Source organism: Sphingobium sp. GW456-12-10-14-TSB1 (assembly GCF_059424385.1).
The window spans coordinates 3,085,008-3,105,070 of record NZ_JBWKZI010000001.1 but is presented as its reverse complement, the minus strand read 5'-3'; the positions used below and the strand labels follow the sequence as shown (position 1 = coordinate 3,105,070).

Here is a 20,063-nt window from a genome sequence, read left to right as displayed (position 1 = left end):
TTTTGGAACGAAAAGGGAACTTAGCGCCCTTCGCCAGACCCTGCAACCACCCGTCGGCGAAAGTCGGCCAGTCGCGCAACCGCCTCATCCAGCACAGCGTCCGCCTTGGAAAAGCACAGACGGACCAGATGGGTGACGGGTTCATCGGGATAGAAGGCGGAGATCGGGATCGCCGCGACCCCGGCGTCGCGCACGATGCGCTCGCAAAATTCGCGATCGTCCATGGCGATGCCGCTGGCGGGCAGATCGACGCAGACGAACCATGTCGCCTGGCTGGGCAACAGGACGAACCCCGCCGCCCGCAGTCCCGTTACCAGCCGGTCACGCGACGCCTGATAGTCTGCGCGAATCGCGCCGAACCATTCGACCGGCTTGGCCAGCCCCTTGGCAACCGCCCATTGCAGGTTCGGCGGCGTGGTGAAGGTGAGGAATTGGTGCGCCCGCGCCAGCAGCGTGACAATCGGCGGCGCGGCGCACATCCATCCGACTTTCCAGCCGGTCAGGGAGAAAATCTTGCCCGCCGATCCGATCTTCACCGTCCGCTCGCCCATGCCCGGCTGCGCCATCAGCGGGCGGTGGCGCAAGCCGTCAAAGGTCAGATGCTCCCACACCTCGTCGCATATGGCGATCAGGTCGCGATCGACGCAGAAGCGCGCCAGCAGCGCCAACTCGCCGTCGCGCAGGACGATGCCGGTCGGATTGACCGGATTGTTCATCAACAGGAAGCGGGTGCGGGGTGACGCCGCCGCCAGCGCCGCTTGCGTGATCCGCCACTCCGGCGGGGTAAGCCGCACGACCTTCGCCACACCCCCAGCCCGCTCGATCAGGGGCAGATAGGCGTCATAAAGCGGGGCCAGCACCAGCACCTCGTCGCCCGGCTGCACCAGCGCCAGCAAGGTCGCGGCAATCGCCTCGGTCGCACCGGACGTCACGATGACGTCCTGCGGGGTCAGCGCCAGACCTTGATGCGCCGCATAATGGCTCGCCACCGCAGCGCGCAGTTCCGGCAGACCAGCCATGGGCGGATATTGGTTGGACCGGCTGAGCAGCGCGTCGGCCGCGACGTTCAGAATATCCGCCGGTCCCGGCGTGTCGGGAAAACCCTGTCCCAGATTGATCGCCCCGGTTTCACGCGCGAGCGCCGACATCTGTTCGAAAATGGTGGTCGGCATGTCCCGATAGACGGGATGGCCAAGAGCGGCGCCGGTCATGTCAGTCTCCACCGCTGCGGCAGCTTGCGCCAACGGGGTAATCGGTGCCGTCCGATTATTCCCACTCGATTGTTCGGGAGCATATCAAGATATTGAATTCATTGTGGAGAATATTTTTCCCCAAATGGTGCCGGCCTGGAGTCCTTGGCAATACTATGCTGTTGATATCGCTGAGTTACTTTCAAAGACATCCGCAAACCATCTATCGGCTACTATCGTCCGGTCCTGATCCATTCCAGCCCTGACGGTTGACCCCCGATTGCGGCGAAAAATATCGCGAGCGTTAGCGGGCGGGTGAAGCGACCCTGATATTTGTTCGCGCTTGATAGCACCATTTTGAGAGCATCTGACTAGCGGTCAGGACCCATTGATATGACTGGCTCGATCTGATTCAGGCTCTGCGAGGAGATTGAAGATGAGCGGCCTGTATTGGCTGACGGACGAGCAGATGGCTCGAATTGAGCCCCACTTTCCCGAAAGCCATGGCAAACTGCGTGTTGACGATCGCCGGGTGTTGAGCGGGATCAATTTCGTCAACCGGAATGGGTTGCGCTGGAGGGATGCACCGAAGGACGACCGGCCGCACAAGACGCTTTGCAATCGCTGGAAGCGGTGGGTTTCCTTCGGATGATGGAAGGTCTGAAAGCGCCTCGGTCTTCCGAACGCAGGACGGTGATGATCAACGCGACCTATCTCAAGCCTGTCCTGAGCATGTCGGGTTCGACATAAATACGAATCAGATACCCGACGAATGGTGGAACGGTCCCGTCATCCGGATTGGGTGGAAAGTTGAGTTGCTTAGGCCTCAAGACAAGTGCGCAGACCTGTCGAACCGGATACAATGCTCATCGAATTATGACATGCTTTGCCCATCAACACGCGACTATACAAAATGGGGTGATCGCTTCGCCAGGAAGGCGGCGACGCCTTCCTGGCCTTCGACTGCGCCGGCGGACTTAGCGATCGAGGCGGCCTCGCGATCCAGTTGGTCGCGCAAACCAGCGTTCGCCGATTCCATCAGCAGGGCGCGGCATCGGGCCAGAGCGCGGACTGGCCCCTTTGCCAGCACCGTTGCGACCGCGGACGCTTCGACATGCAGTGCATCGTCAGGGACCACGCGCGTAACAAGGCCGATGGATGCCGCTTCCTGCGCCCCGATCCTTCGATTGGTGAACAGCATCTCCTGCGCCCGCCGCATGCCGATAAGCTGTGGCAGCCACCATGATGCGCCGCCGTCCGGCGTCAGTCCAACAGCGCTGTAGGCCGAAGTGAAATGGGCAGAATCGGCAGCAAGTGCGATATCCCCCATGATGGCAAGACTTAGCCCCGCGCCGGCTGCAGGCCCATTGATCGCCGTGACCAGAGGCTTTTCCATCGTGGCAAGCCGATAGATGCCGGCGTGGAAACTCCGCGCGAGAGCGCCAACCGCCGCTTCGGCATCGTCGCCAGCTGCAGAGAAGGCGTCAATGTCGCCACCGACGCAAAAAAATTTGCCGCTTCCGGTAAGGACGACACATCGTATCGCAGGGTCTGCCGCGCATCGCTCCGCCAGTTCATGGAGTCGCAATGCGAATGCGGGATCGACCGAATTGCGCTTGTCCGGCCGCGCCAGCGTCAGCCATGCGACGCTGTCCTGGATGTCGAGCGTGATGGCCGGACTGCTCATCGGGCACCTGCTTTTTCCGCCTGCTGCCACGCAAGGCGCATAAGTTCCGGCAGCACCGCAACGCGCTCACGGGCCTGCGCGGAGGAGGCATTGCCGCGGATCACCCTGCCCTTGATGCCATGGAAAATCGCCGCGAGCCGAAAGAAATTGAACGCAATGTAAAAGTCGTACCCCGGCATGTCCGCTAGTCCCCTGCGCCGACAATAGGCGGCGAGATAGGCCTCTTCATCGGCGATGCCGAGCGAGGCCGGGTCGCGCCCGCCAAGCCCGGCGACGATATGGGGCGGCATGCGATACATCATCGCATGATAGGCAAAGTCGGCGCCCGGATGCCCCAGCGTCGAAAGCTCCCAGTCGAGCACCGCCAGCACGCGCGGCTGCGTTGGGTGGAAGATCAGATTATCGATGCGAAAGTCGCCATGGACGATGCTCGTTTCTTCACCCGACGGGATATGGAGGGGGAGCCATTCCACAAGCCGGTCCATATAGGGATCACGGCCTGCCTCTGCATCTTCGGCATATTGGCGGGACCAGCGCGCGATCTGCCGTTCGAAATAGTTGCCGGGCCGGCCATAGTCCGCCAGCCCGGCTGCGACATGGTCGACACTATGAAGATCTGCGATCGTCGCGTTCATCGCATCGAACAGGGCGGATCGTTCAGCGGTTGATACGCCCGGAACTGCTGCGTCCCAGAAGATGCGCCCTTCCACCATGTCCATGACATAGAATATGGTGCCGATAATGGCTGGATCGCTGCACAGGCCATGGACGGCGGCGACCGGGAAACCGGCGTGCGCAAGGCCGGTCAGCACGCGTGCTTCCCGATCGAGCGCATGGGCGCCCTTGAGCAAGGGGCCGGGCGGCTGCTTGCGCAAGACATAGGTCTTGCCGGGCGTGATCAGCTTGTAGGTCGGATTGGACTGGCCACCCTTGAACTGCTCTATGCCGAGCGGTCCCGCATAATCGGCAACATTGGCGCGCATCCACAGGTCCAGCGCGCCCAGGTCCAGTTCATAACCAGGGCGAACGGCGGCGGTGCCGCTATTGGCATCGACCAAAGCGCTCATCGCCCGCCCTGCTCCTGCGCAATGGCCGGCGGCAACCAATGGCCGTTGAGCATTTCCGGTTTTGGTCCATAGGCGCGAATGACGACGAAAAACGGCCCGGCCGGAGCGGGAAGCCAGTTCCCGCCGGCCGGGGCTTTGTGCTGAATCCGGATGTCGATCGATCCATCCTTCTGCACCTTCAACCCCTTGGTCCGATCGCTTACCAAATAGCGGTTCAAAGGATTGGGATAGAGAGCGAATGTCTTTGCGTCGTATAGCGTGACGGACCAGAAGCTGTTGACGGGTGGCGGTGTTTGCAGCCGGAGCGTGTAGCGGGACGACGCGCCATCCAGCACTGCGCCCTTACCATCGACAAAGGTCGTGTAGGAGGCATTTTCTTCGCGCACATTCGCGCCCAGCCCCGCGATATTGATGACCGACCGGCGGACATAGTTGAAACCATAGACGCCCTTGTTGACCTTCATCCAACCAGTACCGGTGGGTTCGCCCAATTGCGACTTGGCACGGGTAAGCATGGCCAGCGCCTCTGTATAACCGCTTTCAATCGCCGCCCGCGCCGAAGGGCTCAGCGCGTCGGGATCAAACCCCTTGTCACCCAATATGCCGATCGGCCGGAAGCGCGATACCAGCGCGTCCTCACCCGGCTGCCAGCCATCGGCCCGAAGAACATAGTCGAGGACGCGAAGATAGCCGATGGCCCCCGGCGCAGGCGGCGGCGGGGTTGGAATGCCGGATTCGTTCGCCATTCCAACGCCCTGCGGAACAATAATCCTGACCGCGTCCTGAAAGGCCCGCGCCTTCTGCACATCGCCGTCGGAGTGGGCGAAGGCGCGCATGAGTATCCAGAGCTGGGGCGTGGCCGCCCGATATATGCGCACGCCTTCGGGCGGGGTTCCACTCCAGTCACGCGGGACCAGCAGAAAACGACCGCCTTCAAATCCGATCGTCCGGTTGCTCAAATTGCTGGGATTACCGAAGATGTCGAAGATGTTGAGCGTGAAATATTTGAGCTGCGTCGCCGGAATATCGATTTCGACCGGCCCCTTGCTGAGGTCGATCCATGCGGTCGAATAGAGCGTATCGGTGTTGGGAACCTTGAACGTGGCATAGTCAGGCCCGGCAAGGTTGCGATCATGGGCGAAGCGGTTGAAGCCGGTATAGTTGTCCGAACCGCGATCGAACACCTGCCGATAAAGCTGCTCATAATGCAGATAAGCCGACATGCCATAGACGGTCGCATCGAACGCGATGGTATGAAGCAGGGCGGCGCGGTCCTTCTCGTCCCTTGGCAGCAGATCCTCGCCATAGCCGGATTGCGTGTCGGGGGCTTCGGGTGCGGCAAAATTCCCAGCCTGACCATGTAGCGACGTCGATGCCAGGAGTGGCAGGAGCAACAGCAGCGATTTCGCGGCGCGCGCATATCGTCCGGCAATCATGCCTGCCCCCCCTTCCAGTCCCGCTTTATCTTTTTGGCGAGGCTCCATTTGTGGACCTCGGTTGGACCATCATAGATACGAAAGGCACGGATTTCCCGGAACGCCTGCTCGACAATAGTGTCGCCAGACACGCCTGTTCCGCCCATCACCTGAACGCATCGGTCAGCGACACGGAACAGCGCATCCGACACGGCGACTTTGGCCATCGAGCTTTCGGCGGTGCCGAGCGATCCGGTGTCGAGCACGCCGGCGCACCAGTCGATCATCAGTTCCGCCTGCTTCAGATCAATGAGATTGTCCGCCAACATGAAGCCGACGCCTTCATGATCGACGAGCGGCTTGCCAAAGGCATGGCGACGGCAGGCATAGTCCGTCGCGATTTCGTGCGCGCGCATCGCAAGCCCAAGCCAGCGCATGCAATGAGAAAGCCTGGCGGGGCTGAGGCGGATTTGCGCATAGGCAAAGCCTTCACCGCTCGCGCCCAGCATCTGGTCCGCCGACACGCGAAGGTCGACGATGTCGACTTCCGCATGCCCGCCGGGCATTGAACTGTCGATCGTATCGATCACGCGCACTGTTCGGATGGCAGGGTCGGGCAAGTCGACCAGGAACATGCATGCGCCATCGTCGGATCGGGCCATGACGATGCCCACGCGCGCACCATCCGCGCCGGTGATGAATTTCTTGCGGCCGTTGATCACCCAGTGATTGCCATCCAGACGGCAGGTCGTCTGCATCATCGACGGGTCGGACCCCGCCCCCCCGGATTCGGCAGGCTCCGTCATGAAGAAGGCCGATCGCGCTTCGCCGCTCACCAATGGTTCGAGAAAGCGCGACTTCTGCTCCGCGCTCCCGACCTTACCCAGCAAATACATGTTGCCCTCGTCAGGCGCGGCCGTGTTGCACGCGAGCGGGCCGAGAGGCGACAGCCCCGTCTTTATGACGACGATGGCTGTCTCCCGCTGCGTCAGGTGCGACCCGTCTTCCAGGATGTGCGGCGTGAGGACGCCCGCCATGTGCGCCTTTGCGCGCAACTCCCTGACCAGTGCGTCCTCCGGGCCATGGAAGCCCAGCCGACTGTCCTTTTCATAGGGGATTACTTCATTGCGGACGAAGGCTTCCACCTTCGTCGCGATGGCCATAGCTCGATCGGTCATTGCGCGGTGCTCCCCCCATCGATCACCAGTTCGGCGCCCGTCATGTAACGGGATTCATCGCTTGCCAGGAAAAGGATCCCGTCCGCGATCTCCTCCGCCTGCCCGATCCGGCCAATCGGGACGTCCGCCAGCAGGGTCTTGGCGATCTCCGCATCGGCATAGGCCGGCGCGGTCAGGGGCGTGGCGATGTGGCCGGGATGAATGGAATTGGCGCGTACCCCATTGCCTGCCTCCGCGCATTCAATCGCAGTCGCCTTGGTGAACATACGAACGCCACCCTTCGCGGCGCTGTAGGAACCGGTGCCGGCGCCGGCCACGATACCGCGAATCGAGGACATGTTTACGATCGCGCCATGGCCGGAGGCAGCGAGCAAAGGCAGCATATATTTTGTCCCCAGGAACACGCTGTCCAGATTGACGGCCAGGATCGACCGCCACTGCGCCAAAGTCGTGTCGGCAATGGACGCGAATTTGCCGAACCCGGCGTTGTTCACCAGAATGTCTAGTTTCCCGAACCGTGCGCCGATCCTATCGGCAAGCGCCGCCCATGCCTGCTCGTCGGTTACATCCATCGTCGCCATATCATGCCCGTCACCGCACAGTGATGCGCAAGCAGTCGACAAGGCGTCACCGTTGCGGTCCGCCAACACGACTTTCGCGCCCTCCTCCGCAAAACGCCGGGCCGTAGCGAGCCCGATGCCAGAGGCGGCGCCGGTAATCAGCGCGATCCGCGAGTCCAGCCTGCTCATAATTTTTCCTTATCCAGATCAGCCTTGCCTTCGCTGAGTGAGATCAAACTGTCGAACTGGGGATTTTCCCGGTTCAAAATGGCTTGCGTCCTTTGTGCGATCGCCCCGTCGTACCGCGCTGAGGTGAAGACGTAGAACTGATCCTTGCGGATGCCGTCAAATGCCTCCGCAGCGACCTGTTCCGGAGACGGCGCGTTTTGGAACAGCTTGTCGGAAATGGACTGAAATTCGGGCGCTTCCACAGGGCGCCCAAGGGCTGATCGCAAATGGGCGGGCCGCGATCGCTCGGCCTCGTAAATGCGTGTCGCGACCAGACCAGGACATAGCATAGTGACACCAATGGGAGCATTGCGCGCACGCAGGCCAGCATAAAGGGCTTCGGTAACGCGCACGGCAGCATGTTTTGACGCGCCATAGACAGCCGAGCCTTCGCCACTCACAAACCCGGCGACGGATGCGGTATTCAAGATATGCCCCGACCGTTCCTCTGCCAGCATCCTGGGCACGAAACTGCGGATGCCGTTGATTACGCCATCCACGTTCACGCCAAAGGCCCAGCGCCAATCCTCCAGCGCATATTCCCAGACGGGCCGGTGACGCCCCCCAGGCACGACGCCGGCATTGTTGCACAGCAAGGATACCTCACCAAAACGGGACCATGCGCTGTCGGCAAGATCCTGAACCGCTTCCGGGTCGGCCACATCGGTCCTTTGGAGCATGATTGCCGAACAGTCGATGGTCGCGGCTACCGCTTCAAGGTCGGCAAGATTGATGTCGGCAAGGACCAGGTTCATGCCCTCTTGCGCGGCGACATGCGCGAGCGCCGCGCCGATGCCGCTGCCCGCGCCGGTAATGACTGCCGTCCGGCCCTTGAAGTCTTTCATCGGGAGCGTACTCCTCTCATGTCGGCCGAATTGGATCGGCCCGTTATAGGGTGCGATGTAGTCGACCGTCCGGTCGGACGTCAACCACCTATGGGACAGTTGACCCCACGCACGAAGCGGCATAGCCATGTTCAACCGACCGGACGGTCTGTATTTTATCGGAGAGACGATGTCTGATCATCTACCCACCCTCGCCAGTCTGGGCCGCCTGCGCCGCGACGCGCCGAAAACGATCGCGGGCTTCCGTCGCTGGCGCTCCATCATTGATAGCGATGGCGCCGTTCCAGCAAAGGTGAAACGATTGTTCGTGGCCTGCGCAGCCACGGTGAAGGGCTATGGGGAGCTTGCAGCGCGGGAGTTGGCGGCAGCCCAGGCGGCCGGGCTGACCGAGGCGGAAGCCGGTGCGGCGATCGCGATCCTGGCAAGCGTGCGGGGTGAGGGCGCGTCGCTGCGCTTCCATACTCTTTTTCGCGAGATATATTCCGGGGCCGCAGACCCCGACTGGCCCGACGACGACATGATCGTGGAAGAGGGCGCAGCAGAGGCCAACTTCCTTCAATATTTCGGCACGATGCCGCCATCCTTGGCCAAGCTGTTGGAGGTCAAGCCGCTGGGTGCCGACGCATATTATCTGATGCGCGAGGGCACGTTATCAGGCACCGCGCTGGGGCCGATTTACGCCGAGTTGCTGCTCGTCACCGTGCTTGTCGCCGACTATAGTTCGTGGGCGTCCGTGCACATGAAAGGCGCGCGCACCGCAGGCGCCAGCGAGGAGGCAGTAGCGGAAGCCGTGATCTGCGCTGTACCGACAGCCGGCCTCTCCGCCTGGGTGATCGGCGCGACTGCCATGGACGCCTGAAAGACGCCCCCGTTCAAAGACCGCTTACAAGATGCCCGCCATCCACGGCGATGACGGAACCTGTCATGTAATGCGACTGATCGGAACATAGCAGCAGCAGCGGCCCATCCAGATCCTGCATCTGACCCAGTCGCTTTTGCGGAATGCGCGAGATGAGTCGCTGGCCCGCTTCGGACGCGAAGAAATCCCGGTTGAGGTCAGTCTCGATATAGCCGGGCGCTAGCGCATTGACCCGGATGTCGAGCGTGGCCCATTCCAGTGCGAGCGCCTTCGTCAGCTGGATAAGGCCGGCCTTGCTGGCGGCATAGGCTGCCAGTCCCTTGGACACGCGCTCCCCAAGGATAGAGGCCACATTGACGATCGTGCCACCCCTGCTCCGCATTGCTCTCGCGGCCTGTTGGGCCACAAGGAAAGCGCCGGTCAGATTGGGCTGAAGCACCTGCGCCCATTCGGTCGCGTCAAGATCGAGCGCCGCACGGGTATGCGCGACGCCCGCATTGTTGACGACGATCGAAAGCGCGCTTGGGATGTCCCGTTCAATCTGCCCAAAGGCTGCCATGACCGCTTCCGGATCAGTCACGTCCATGGCGACAGGGATGCAATCTCCGCCCTCCTGCTCAATTTCATTGGAGAGCGCGCGAAGCGCGTCGATGCGGCGCGCCGCAGCCAAGACGGTTGCCCCCTCCCGCGCCAGCAGGCGAGCGAAATGCCGGCCCAAACCCGAACTAGCGCCGGTGACCAGCGCTGTCTTGCCTTCAAGTTGCATTGTTCGCGTCCTTATGCTTGCAATCCTGTGATCCAGCCGTCATCCCTAGAACGAACCGACCAGACGGTCGACTTACCTTTTGGAGAGGTGGGATGCATCCGCTCGGTCAACTGGGTCATCATCGATTGTGATCCGGCGACCGTTCGGGCTATCCAATGGCCAGAACGAAAGGCGTCGGCCAGGCTGACCGGCGCAGACATAGGGAACAAAGCCGACAATGGCGCGACAAGCAGCAAAGAAACGGCAGACGACTGAAGCGCATGACGAAAAACGCAATGAGATATTGAGGCATTGCGCGGCGCTGTTCGACCGGGTCGGATATCACAAGGCGTCAATGCAGATGCTCGCCGACGAGGTGGGCCTCGGCAAGCCGACCCTTTATCACTATTTCCCAAGCAAGAATGCCATTCTCTTTGCGATGCACGATGCGCACATGAGCGCGCTGCTGGCCGGACTGGATGGCGAGGGAGAATCGGACGATCCGCTCGATCGCCTGCGCGCCGCCTGTATCGACATATTGCGCCAGATAGCCGAGCATCCGGGTTATGTCCGGGCCTTCATGGATCATTATGAAGATCTCGAAGGCAAGATGCGCGACCATATCCGGACGCAACGCAACGCCTATCTTCAGCGGATGCGCGGGATTATCGAACAGGGGATCGCAAATGGCCATTTCCGGCAATGCGATCCCGGCCTTACCACGCTTGGCTTCCTGGGCATGTGCAACTGGGCCTATAAATGGTACCCTCCACTGGCGAAGCGCAGGCCGCCCGAAGATGTCGCCGACGCCATCTGCCAGCCTTTCTTCGAGGGGCTGAGCCTCAAGAACCACTGACCATGTCCGCAACCAACCATTCCTGCACGATGCCGTCCCGCGATTTGATCGACGCGGTCCGCTTTTCGGAACCTGGCGGCATAGCACCGGCGGCAGAGCGGCTGCGCGACGCCGTGACGGAGATTTGTGGGCTAAGCACGGCGGTCACGCACAATGTGGCCTCACGCGAACCGATGCGCGACGGCAATGGGGCTATCCTTGCAAGCGAGATATTCGGCTTTCGTGGCGCCGAATCGCGCTGGTGGGAGGTGCCCCAACTCGCCCTTTCCTCCCCGATCGTTCACGCATGTCGGGTGGAAGCCGAACCCTTCTGGTGTAACGCGCACGGCTTTCGAACCCGCCTGCCCAACCCGCTGCTCGACATCATCGATCTGCACGATTTCCGAATCCGGGCAATGACGGCGGCGGCGATCGTGGTTCCGATCCACCTGCCATTCGGACAGATCGGCGCGGCGAGTTTCCTGTCGCCCGATCCGGAAACCAATGACCTGTCCGATGCCTATGTCCGCGCCGCCGATGCACTTGCTGTGCTGGCCCGCGCGTTCGTGCAAAGCTATGTCAAGGTGACGGCGCGCGCGAGACCGGGTCTGGGGAGCATATCGTTGACCAAGCGCGAAGTTGAATGTCTGCGCTGGGCGGCTGCCGGAAAGACGAACGAGGAAATCGGAATCATCCTGGGCCTGCAACGCACGACGGTGCGGTTCCACATCCGTTCGGCGTCAGTAAAGCTGGACGCCGTTAACCGCGACCAGACGATGTTCAAGGCGGCGCAGCTCGGCTTTCTGGGGATGATCAACTAGCCGCTGTCGCATTGGTCAGAAGCCGACCGAACGGTCGGGCGCTATATCTTCGGAAGGAGATAAGCCGTGCCCGAAACCATGTCCATTCCGATCGCCGATGACCTGATCTGCCCCTATGGCGAGGGCATTGCCCTGCTTGCATCCCGCGATCGTGCGACCGGTCGGCTCAGCTTCCCGGCGCGGCCAGCGAATGACACGCGCTACGCCCAAGTGGTGCTGCCGCGAACCGGCCGGCTTTGGTCGTGGACGGTGCAGCGGTTTCGCCCCAAATCGCCGCCTTATGCTGGCCCGGAAGCGTTTGAGCCTTACGCTGTGGGCTATATCGAACTGGACGATGCCTTGATCGTCGAGGCCCGCCTGGTCGACGTGGCATTTGACGCTCTGGAAATCGGCATGGCAATGCGGGTCGTCCCGCTGCCGTTCATGCTGGCGGACGGTACGCCACGCACCAGCTTTGGCTTCGCTCCCGATAAGGGCGCCCAGGCATGAGCGAGGATGTCTTCATCGTGGGCGTAGGAATCCATCCCTTTGGCCGTACGCCGGGCCTCTCGGGCCTTCAGCAGGGCGTGTTCGCCGTCCGGCAGGCGCTCGACCGTGCGGGGCTCTCATGGCCCGATGTCCAGTTCGCCTTCGGTGGATCGGATGCTGCGGGGAATGCGGACACGATGGTGTCGGAACTGGGGCTGACGGGCATCCCCTTCATCAATGTTGCCAACGGATGCGCGACCGGCGGTTCGGCCATGTTCGGTGCCTACAGCACGATAAAGTCCGGCGAGTTCGACCTTGGGCTGGCCGTGGGTTTCGACAAGCATCCGCGCGGCTCCTTTTCCCCGCTGCCGGCGGATTGGGGATTGCCGGACTGGTATGGTGAGACGGGGCTTATGCTCACCACCCAGTTCTTCGCCATGAAGATCCAGCGCTATATGAGCCTGTATGGCATAACGCCGCCTATGCTGGGCGCGGTCGCCGAAAAGGCGTTTGCCAACGGGGTTCTGGCCGACCATGCCTGGCGGCGCGAAGCTGTCGACATCGACACGATCCTGAATGCGCAAATGGTCAGCGATCCGCTCACCAAATTCATGTTCTGCTCGCCGGGAGAAGGCGCTGTGGCGCTGTTGCTGGCCAGCGGCAGAAAAGCCCGCGAACTTGGCCTTCCGGCCGTGCGGCTACGCGCCGCAGCCGTTCGCACCCGGCCTCCTGGCTCGTTCGAGGTATTCTCGCCGGCGCTTGATCTGGAGCGGGGCGGATCGCCTACCAGCGTGGCGTCCCAGGCGGCCTTTGCCATGGCGGGGGTCGGGCCGGAGGATATCGATATTGCGCAGCTTCAGGACACCGAAGCGGGCGCCGAAATCATGCACATGGCCGAAAACGGCTTTTGCGCGGATGGCGATCAGGCTGCATGGATCGCAGAGGGACGCACGCGGATCGATGGCCGCTTGCCAGTCAATACTGACGGCGGGTGCCTCGCCTGCGGAGAGCCGATCGGCGCATCGGGCCTGCGCCAGGTCTATGAAAATTATGTGCAACTGACCGGACAGGCCGGCGCGCGGCAGGTGCCCGGCAAGATTCGCCTTGGCTACAGCCATGTCTATGGCGCGCCCGGTGTTTCCGCCGTTGCGATCGTGGAACGCTAAAGCGATGGATCTGGCTCTTACCGATCAGCAGTGTGCATTCCGGGACGATGTTCGCGCATTTCTGGCATCTTCCCTCTCGCCGGAGCTGCGACGCGGGGCGGCGCTGACATCGGGCGTGTTCGCTGAACCCGATATAGCGCGTGAATGGCAGGCGATCCTGGAAGCCGAGGGATGGCTCGTCTATCACTGGCCGACGGAGGCGGGCGGGCCGGGATGGACGCCAATCCAGCGCTGGATATTCGAGAAGGAATGCGCAGACGCAGGCGCGCCGGTCTTGCCCGGAATGGGCCTGAAGCTGGTGGGGCCGGTACTCTACACATTCGGCACACAGGCGCAGAAAGACCATTATCTTCCGCGCCTGCGCACAGGTGAACATATATGGGCGCAGGGTTTTTCGGAACCGGGCTCAGGCTCCGACCTTGCCAGTCTGCGGACCCGCGCTGTGCGCGACGGCGACCACTATGTCGTGTCGGGCCACAAAATCTGGACGACGCAGGCCCAATATGCAAACCGGCTGTTCGCTCTGGTCCGCACCGATACCGAGGTAAAGCCGCAGCAAGGCATCAGCTTCCTGCTGATCGACATGGCCCTGCCGGGCGTGACGGTAAAGCCGATCCTCAGCGCATCGGGCGATCATGAACTGAACGAGGTGTTCCTCGACGAAGTCCGGGTGCCGGTTTCGGAGCGCGTTGGCGAGGAAGGGCAAGGCTGGTCGATCGCCAAATTTTTGCTGGAGAACGAACGGGGCGGCTCCAGCTTCGCCCCGCTGCTTCTGGCTGATCTAGAGCGATTGCGCGCATCGGCAGGGCCGCTGACCGGCGAACTGGCCCATCGCGCCATCCGCCTTCAACTGGAGGCGGAAGCGCTCGAGATGACCGAGTTGCGGACGGCGATGGAAATCGAGCAGGGCGCAGCGCCTGACCCGCGCAGCCTGATCACCAAGCTGTTGGCGTCCGAAATCCGGCAAGGTATCGAGGCGTTGGCGGTCGACGCCTTTGGCCTGGCCGGCCTTCAACTACCCGTCCAACGCCCATTTTATGGCGAGGACGTGCCGACCCCTGTCGAGTCGGCCCAGGCTCAGATCGCGGCGGCGCGCTACCTCAACGCCCGCGCCTGGTCGATCTTTGGCGGCACCAGCGAAATTCAGCTCACACTCATCGCGAAGGCCGCGCTCGGCCTTTAGACAAAGAAGGATGCATCATGCCTGAAGCCTATATCGTTTCCGCACGCCGGACCGCCGGTGGCCGCCGCAATGGCCGCCTTGCCGGTTGTCATCCAGCCGATCTGGGCGCACTGATACTGGATGCGCTGGTGGCGGACGCGGGTGTCGATCCTGCGGCGATCGACGATGTCATCATCGGCTGCGTCAGCCAGGTGGGCGAACAGACATTCGCCTTCGGTCGCAATGTCGTGCTTGCTTCAAGCCTGCCCGACAGCGTGCCGGCCGTGACGATCGACCGGCAGTGCGGATCATCCCAGCAGGCGGTGCATTTCGCAGCGCAGGCGGTCATGTCCGGCCTTCAGGACATCGTCATTGCAGGCGGCGTCGAAAGCATGACGCGCGTGCCGATGGGATCAGCCATCACATTGGCCAAGTCTGGCGGTATCGGCGCCAATCCTTTCTCCGAAGCCATCCAGCGGCGCTATGGGGTTGCGATGTTCAGCCAGTTTGACGGTGCGCAGATGATCGCCGACAAATATGGCTTCACCCGCGACGATCATGACCGTTTCGCGCTCGAAAGCCATCAGAAGGCGACGGCGGCGATGAAGGCGGGCGCATTCGACCGGGAGATCGTGCCGGTGCCCATCGTAACTGCGGACGGCGAGCAGGCAGTGCATGATCGCGACGAAGGGGTGCGGGCCGATGCATCACTGGAGTCGATTGGCTCGGTCAAGCTGATCAGCGAGGGAGGCACGCTGTCCGCCGCCGCTGCGAGCCAGATTTGCGACGGCGCTAGCGGCGTGCTCGTCGCATCCGAAGCGGCGGTTCGGGCGCATGGCCTCAAGCCCATCGCCCGCATCGTCAATCTGGCGGTGACGGCTGGCGACCCGGTGATCATGCTGGAGGAACCGATCCCTGCAACCCGCCGCGTTCTGGATCGCGCGGGCATGACGATGAAGGACATCGACCTGTTTGAAGTGAACGAAGCCTTCGCATCCATCCCGCTGGCCTGGATGAAGGCGCTTGACGCGGACCCGTCCAAACTGAACGTCAACGGCGGCGCAATCGCGCTGGGTCATCCGCTCGGCGCGACCGGCACGAAGCTGATGGCGACGCTCATCCATGCGCTCAAGGCGCGCGGCCAACGTTACGGTCTCCAGACCATGTGCGAAGGCGGTGGTATCGCCAACGCCTCGATCATCGAGGTGCTCTGAACCATGAACCTCGCGCTCAGCGATGAGCAGGCCATGGTGCGCGACATGGTCCGCCGCTTTCTGGCGGACCGATATGACGCCACGACCATGGCGAAGGGGCCGATGCCGCTTGATGAGTGGCGCGCACTCGGCGAGCTTGGCCTGTTCGCCTTGCTGATGCCGGAACAGGCAGGTGGCCTGGGGGGCGGCGCAGCGGAAGTGATGATCGTGTCGGAGGAGATGGGACGCGCCCTCGCCATCTCCCCGCTCGCTGAATCGATCCTGCTGTGTGGCCGAGCGATCGTCGGCAGTCCGGCTGCTGAACGCTGGGGCGAACGACTCTTGCAGGGAGATGCCCTGCTGGCGTTCGCACGGGGCGGAGAATGTGCGGACGGAAAGCTCAGCGGATCGGCGGCCATCGTCCGTGACGGGATGGATGCTGACGCTTTTGTGGTGGAAGCAGCGACGGGCGGGCTATTTCTGGTCGACGCCATGGATAGCGCAGTCCGCAGAACGCCGGTTCGCCTGGTCGACGGGAGCATGGCGGCCCAAGTGCATTTCGATGCGGCGGAGGCCGTGGCGCTCACACTGCCCGCTACCCAATGGGATGAAGCGCAGGCCCTTGCCGGGCTCTCGATAGTTGCCGAACTGGTGGGTGCGATGGCGACTTTGCTGGACCTGACGGTCGATTATGTCGGGCAGCGGCGGCAGTTTGGCAAGCCGATCGCCAGCTTCCAGGTCGTCCAGCATCGCTGCGCCCGGATGTACACCTGGCTGGAGCAATCCCGCTCAATGCTTTTGAAAGCGGCGTTGGTCGAGGAGGATATGCGGGTCCGGACCGTCACGGCGGCGAAGGCCTATGTAGGGGATGCCGCCTTGAAGCTTGCGGAAGAGGCCGTGCAATTGCACGGCGGCATGGGCGTGACCGATGAACTTGCGGTCGGACGCGGACTGCGCCGTGTGCTTCTGCTATCGCGCCTGCATGGTGGCGGCGCTGCCGCGCGTGAAGCTCTGGCAGCCTGAAAGACTGGTCATGGCAGCGAAAGGCAGGGTTGAAGGCAAGGTCGTCCTTGTGACCGGAGCTGGGCACGGCCTGGGTCAGGCCGATGCCGAAGCCTTGGCGCGCGAGGGCGCGCGCGTCGTCGTCGCAGACGTCGACGAGCAGGCGGCGCGGCGGGTCGCCGATGCGCTTCCGGCGGCCATGGCCCTGCATCTGGACGTGACCTGCGAAACGCAATGGCAGGCTTCGTTGGCGAAGATCATGCAGGTCCATGGCCGTCTCGACGCCCTGGTCAATAATGCCGGCATCGCCCGCTTCGAAACCGTCGAGCAATCCTCGCTTGAGTCGTTCCGCCGCGTGACTGCGGTTTCGGCGGAAGGGACGTTCCTGGGGTGCAAGACATGCCTGCCAGCGCTCGCGGCAAGCGGGGCCGGGTCGATCGTCAACATCGCATCGGTTGCGGCCATTCGCGGCAATCCGGCAGTATTCGCCTACAGCGCGGCCAAGGGAGCCGTCCTCTCCATGACGCGCAGCCTGATCGTCCATTGCCAGCAGCAAGGCTATCCCGTTCGCGCCAACATGGTTCTGCCTGGCTCTCACGACACGGAGATGGTCCGTCAGGCTTATCATTTTGCTGCACCCGAATTGCGTGAAGCCGCCCGTCGTCATGAGGGCAAGCCGCAGCATGTCGCGGATCTGGTCCTGTTCCTGGTATCCGATGAATCGATCCGGTTGAACGGCGCGGAGATCGTCATCGACAATGGCCGGATCGTGGCCTGATGTCAGGGCGTTCCGCAGCCTTCTGAACCGGGCGTGCTGGCCATGTCGATCGGCTGGATGGCTGGTGGATGCCATTGCGCGTCCACCGCCCGATGTTGGGGTCGATAAAGGCGCATCATCAGCATGAATGGTTCGCGCGGCGCCGGAAGCCAGTTGCTCCGCTTGTCCGCGCCGGGATCTTCATTCTGGATAAGAAGGCCAAGCGAACCATCCCTTCCGTAGACAATGCCCGGCGTCCGGTCGCCTATCGAATAGCGGTTGATGGAGTTGGCCGCCAGAAATCCCTTTTCATAATAGAGCGTGATGGACCAGAAACCGTCCACTGGCGGCAGATCCTGCTTGCGAAAGCAGAGGATATATGTGTTCCGACCGTCAAGCTGTCGTCCCTGCGCATCGAGATGGGCGACCGGATACAGCGCCTCGTCCTTGTCCAGCACATAGATTTGGTCCATCGCCACGGCCGCTCGCAACAGGAAGTCATCGCCAAAGCGGGAGCCCGCATAGCTGGTCGACCATCCGCCAGACATCGTGCCCAGATGGCGTGTCTTCTCCCGAATGATCGCCAGCCCGTCGGCGACGCCATGCTCCATGGCGGCACGCACGGACGGCGACAGCTGCGCGTAGCGAAAGCCATTGTCTATCGTGAGGCCGATCGGACGTAGCGATGCAATCAGGCCAGCATCCTCTTTTGAAACGCGCCAGTCTTCAAGCACCGTGCCGAGGTCGGCGAGAAGCGCCAGTCCCTTGGGCACATCATCCGCCTCACTGGCCAGAATGCGTTGGGATGCAATGGGTGCCTGAACGAGCCGGTTCGGACCCAACCATTGCCGCAGCCTTATCTGGTCCTGCAACCGGTGGACTTTTTGCAGATCCTGCGGTCCATCAACGAGGACGCGGCCCGCCACCATCAGATAGCGCTGCGTGCTGCGAACAATCTGTGCGCCCTTTGGAACATGACCCCGATAATCCGGTCCGACGATGAAAATGGGGGGCAGCTTGCTGCCATGACTGCTCTGGCCAAAGGATGTCAGGGTCGAACTATCAGCCTCGCCGAACTGAAAGACGTAGTAACGATGCTTGAAGTTCGGCGTGTCGAGTTGGAACGGCCCATCTTTCGTGTCCAGAAAGGCGAGGCTGTACAGCGTGTCGTTATTGGGTGCGACGCCAATTCGCGTATCAGGTCCGGCAAGGTCGCGCGCCTGCCCGATCCGGTTGATCGGGGCCGTGGCGACAGTCTTGGGACGCGGCGCTAGGGGGTGGCTGGGCTGGGTTGCCTTCTCCCGCAACTGCGCCGCGCGCACCAGGGGATAGCCCCATATCGTGGCCCGAACGGCCAGCATATAGGGGGCCGTGCTCTCTCCCGCAAATAGCTGCTGCGTATTGGCCGGGCTGGACGGCTGCCCTGCGCAGACCGGCGTGACGATGATATTCATCGCGAGCGCAAGCCACACCGCGAAGGCGCGCAGGGATGGTACGGATATGCTCAAGGCTTCCGAAGATCCGCCGCGTAAAAGCGGCAGGCCCAACCAATACAACCAGCGCCCGCAAGCGAAAACAGGATGACTGTCGCCAGCGCATAACGCAGCGACGTGACCTGCATCCCGTCCGTCGCTGCCAGGTAATCGCTGAGGAATCCCGTCACCGCTGGCCCCAGGCCCAACCCGAACAGGTTGAACACGAGCAATGTCACGGCAGAGGTCAATGCCCGGATACGGGGCGGGACGATGGACTGCGGCACGCCGATGATCGGGCCATAATAGAAGAACATGAGCATCGTCGCGACGAAACCGAACGCCAAGGAAGCTGTAAGCGAGGGAATGAGAAACTGGGCCAGCGCTGCTGGCACCATCAGCAGCATCGCGACAGCGCTGACCCAGATGCGGCCAGAGGGATTGCGCGATCCCGCAGCGTCCGACAGGCGACCACCCAGATAGATGCCAACGCCGCCGCCCAGTCCGTTCATCAGGGCCAGCCAGGACGCAACATCGGCAAGCGGCATGTGATGGACACGCATGTAGAAGGGCGCGGACCAGCTCATCATCGCATATTGGGCAAAGGCGTGGAGCGTGGTGCCAATCAGCATGAAGCGATAGGTCCGCAGTCGCCACAGGAAAAGCATCGCTTCGCCCACGGGAGGCGCGCCATCCGCCTTCGCAGACGCCGCCGATCCGGTGCGCACAGGTTCCTTGACCAGCAGCAACATAAGCGGGGCCAGAGCCACACCCGCAACGCCAATCACACCGAAGGCAAGCCTCCACCCCAATGCCGAGGCGATCCAGCCGCCCGACGCATAGCCGAACATAATCCCCGCCGGAAGCGCCAGCCCCCACAGGGCTAGCGCCGTGACCCGCTTTTCGGGCGGATAATAGTCAGCGATGATGGAATGGGACGCGGGCACTGAACCCGCCTCCCCCAGCGCGACCCCGATGCGGAAGGCGACCAGAGACCCAAAGCCGGTGGCCAGGCCCGAAAGTGCTGTCATCCCGCTCCATGTTGCGAGCGAGGCGGCGATGATGTTGCGGCGATTGAATCGATCCGCCAGGCGCGCGATCGGAAGGGACAGCGTGGCGTAGAACAGCGCGAAGGCAAGGCCGGTGAGCAGTCCAAGCTGGCCGTCGCTCAGCCCAAGTTCACGCTTGATCGGTTCCTGAAGCACCGACAGCACCGTGCGGTCGATATAGTTGAACATGGACACGAGGCCCAGCATGACCAGCATCGTGCGGCGCAGCCTCGCATCGGACGTCGGCGGCGGCACGGTGAGGCCGATGGGAGGGCTGTTCATGCGACTACCTCTTGAAAGGCTTTGTGATTGAAGGGAGGCCCGCACCTGGCGCGCCTCACCGAATTATCGAACATCCCTGTCC

At 62.4% G+C, this 20,063-nt stretch carries 19 protein-coding genes and 1 pseudogene; 10 read left to right on the top strand and 10 right to left on the bottom strand.

What is annotated here, in order from left to right; all coding sequences use genetic code 11:
• Window positions 1-20 precede the first annotated feature (20 nt).
• Entirely contained in the window at window positions 21-1,211 is a 1,191-nt protein-coding gene (locus tag AC07X9_RS15200) for an aminotransferase (RefSeq protein WP_026002143.1), read from the bottom strand.
• Between the two features lie 415 nt (window positions 1,212-1,626).
• On the opposite strand from AC07X9_RS15200, the pseudogene AC07X9_RS15195 reads away from it, so the two are divergent.
• Window positions 1,627-1,910: pseudogene (locus AC07X9_RS15195) on the top strand (transposase); the annotation flags it as partial.
• A 184-nt stretch (window positions 1,911-2,094) separates the two neighbouring features.
• On the opposite strand, the gene AC07X9_RS15190 reads toward AC07X9_RS15195, so the two are convergent.
• The 6 genes from AC07X9_RS15190 to AC07X9_RS15165 are packed head-to-tail and all read right to left on the bottom strand — an operon-like array spanning window position 2,095 to window position 8,170.
• Window positions 2,095-2,877, bottom strand: coding sequence for an enoyl-CoA hydratase/isomerase family protein (locus AC07X9_RS15190; protein ID WP_017181695.1), 783 nt, complete (start codon window positions 2,875-2,877; stop codon window positions 2,095-2,097).
• Window positions 2,874-3,944, bottom strand: coding sequence for a phosphotransferase (locus tag AC07X9_RS15185; protein WP_017181696.1), 1,071 nt, complete (start codon window positions 3,942-3,944; stop codon window positions 2,874-2,876). The genes AC07X9_RS15190 and AC07X9_RS15185 overlap by 4 nt, the downstream gene beginning before the upstream one ends.
• The gene (locus tag AC07X9_RS15180) at window positions 3,941-5,380 is read right to left on the bottom strand and encodes a DUF1254 domain-containing protein (RefSeq protein WP_017181697.1); all 1,440 of its coding nucleotides are present in this window, start codon (window positions 5,378-5,380) and stop codon (window positions 3,941-3,943) included. Before AC07X9_RS15180 ends, AC07X9_RS15185 begins: the two co-directional genes overlap by 4 nt.
• Window positions 5,377-6,537: an acyl-CoA dehydrogenase family protein gene (locus tag AC07X9_RS15175; protein WP_026002144.1), complete on the bottom strand. Its 1,161-nt coding sequence runs from the start codon at window positions 6,535-6,537 to the stop codon at window positions 5,377-5,379. The genes AC07X9_RS15180 and AC07X9_RS15175 overlap by 4 nt, the downstream gene beginning before the upstream one ends.
• On the bottom strand, window positions 6,534-7,286 hold the full coding sequence (locus AC07X9_RS15170) for an SDR family NAD(P)-dependent oxidoreductase (RefSeq protein WP_017181699.1): 753 nt from the start codon (window positions 7,284-7,286) through the stop codon (window positions 6,534-6,536). The genes AC07X9_RS15175 and AC07X9_RS15170 overlap by 4 nt, the downstream gene beginning before the upstream one ends.
• Window positions 7,283-8,170, bottom strand: a complete 888-nt coding sequence (locus tag AC07X9_RS15165; protein ID WP_017181700.1) for an SDR family NAD(P)-dependent oxidoreductase — start codon at window positions 8,168-8,170, stop codon at window positions 7,283-7,285. Before AC07X9_RS15165 ends, AC07X9_RS15170 begins: the two co-directional genes overlap by 4 nt.
• A 169-nt stretch (window positions 8,171-8,339) precedes the next feature.
• Here AC07X9_RS15165 and AC07X9_RS15160 point away from each other — a divergent pair, with 169 nt between their 5' ends.
• Window positions 8,340-9,029 (top strand): carboxymuconolactone decarboxylase family protein, encoded by a 690-nt coding sequence (locus AC07X9_RS15160; RefSeq protein ID WP_026002145.1) that lies wholly within the window; start codon window positions 8,340-8,342, stop codon window positions 9,027-9,029.
• A 13-nt stretch (window positions 9,030-9,042) separates the two neighbouring features.
• Here AC07X9_RS15160 and AC07X9_RS15155 read toward each other — a convergent pair whose 3' ends face one another.
• Complete coding sequence (locus AC07X9_RS15155; RefSeq protein ID WP_017181702.1) at window positions 9,043-9,795, bottom strand: SDR family NAD(P)-dependent oxidoreductase; 753 nt, start codon at window positions 9,793-9,795, stop codon at window positions 9,043-9,045.
• Window positions 9,796-10,012: 217 nt separating this feature from the next.
• Between AC07X9_RS15155 and AC07X9_RS15150 the strand changes: the two genes are divergently transcribed.
• From AC07X9_RS15150 to AC07X9_RS15115, 8 genes are all read left to right on the top strand, one after another.
• On the top strand, window positions 10,013-10,630 hold the full coding sequence (locus tag AC07X9_RS15150; RefSeq protein WP_017181703.1) for a TetR/AcrR family transcriptional regulator: 618 nt from the start codon (window positions 10,013-10,015) through the stop codon (window positions 10,628-10,630).
• Window positions 10,631-10,632: 2 nt separating this feature from the next.
• Entirely contained in the window at window positions 10,633-11,430 is a 798-nt protein-coding gene (locus tag AC07X9_RS15145) for a helix-turn-helix transcriptional regulator (RefSeq protein WP_017181704.1), read from the top strand.
• A 66-nt stretch (window positions 11,431-11,496) separates the two neighbouring features.
• A complete protein-coding gene (locus AC07X9_RS15140) occupies window positions 11,497-11,919 on the top strand; it encodes a Zn-ribbon domain-containing OB-fold protein (protein WP_017181705.1) in 423 nt (140 codons plus the stop codon).
• Window positions 11,916-13,064 carry a thiolase family protein gene (locus AC07X9_RS15135; protein WP_017181706.1) on the top strand — a complete coding sequence of 383 codons (1,149 nt, stop codon included), beginning with the start codon at window positions 11,916-11,918 and terminating at the stop codon, window positions 13,062-13,064. Before AC07X9_RS15140 ends, AC07X9_RS15135 begins: the two co-directional genes overlap by 4 nt.
• A gap of 4 nt (window positions 13,065-13,068) precedes the next feature.
• Window positions 13,069-14,247, top strand: a complete 1,179-nt coding sequence (locus AC07X9_RS15130) for an acyl-CoA dehydrogenase family protein (protein ID WP_017181707.1) — start codon at window positions 13,069-13,071, stop codon at window positions 14,245-14,247.
• Window positions 14,248-14,264: 17 nt separating this feature from the next.
• A complete protein-coding gene (locus AC07X9_RS15125) occupies window positions 14,265-15,440 on the top strand; it encodes an acetyl-CoA C-acetyltransferase (RefSeq protein ID WP_026002146.1) in 1,176 nt (391 codons plus the stop codon).
• Between the two features lie 3 nt (window positions 15,441-15,443).
• On the top strand, window positions 15,444-16,442 hold the full coding sequence (locus tag AC07X9_RS15120; protein ID WP_017181710.1) for an acyl-CoA dehydrogenase family protein: 999 nt from the start codon (window positions 15,444-15,446) through the stop codon (window positions 16,440-16,442).
• A gap of 10 nt (window positions 16,443-16,452) precedes the next feature.
• A complete protein-coding gene (locus tag AC07X9_RS15115) occupies window positions 16,453-17,199 on the top strand; it encodes an SDR family oxidoreductase (protein ID WP_026002147.1) in 747 nt (248 codons plus the stop codon).
• A 2-nt stretch (window positions 17,200-17,201) separates the two neighbouring features.
• On the opposite strand, the gene AC07X9_RS15110 is transcribed toward AC07X9_RS15115, so the two are convergent.
• Together AC07X9_RS15110 and AC07X9_RS15105 are read right to left on the bottom strand one after the other, a co-directional pair.
• On the bottom strand, window positions 17,202-18,686 hold the full coding sequence (locus tag AC07X9_RS15110; protein ID WP_017181712.1) for a DUF1254 domain-containing protein: 1,485 nt from the start codon (window positions 18,684-18,686) through the stop codon (window positions 17,202-17,204).
• Window positions 18,683-19,981 (bottom strand): spinster family MFS transporter, encoded by a 1,299-nt coding sequence (locus AC07X9_RS15105; RefSeq protein ID WP_017181713.1) that lies wholly within the window; start codon window positions 19,979-19,981, stop codon window positions 18,683-18,685. The genes AC07X9_RS15110 and AC07X9_RS15105 overlap by 4 nt, the downstream gene beginning before the upstream one ends.
• Window positions 19,982-20,063: the final 82 nt, after the last annotated feature.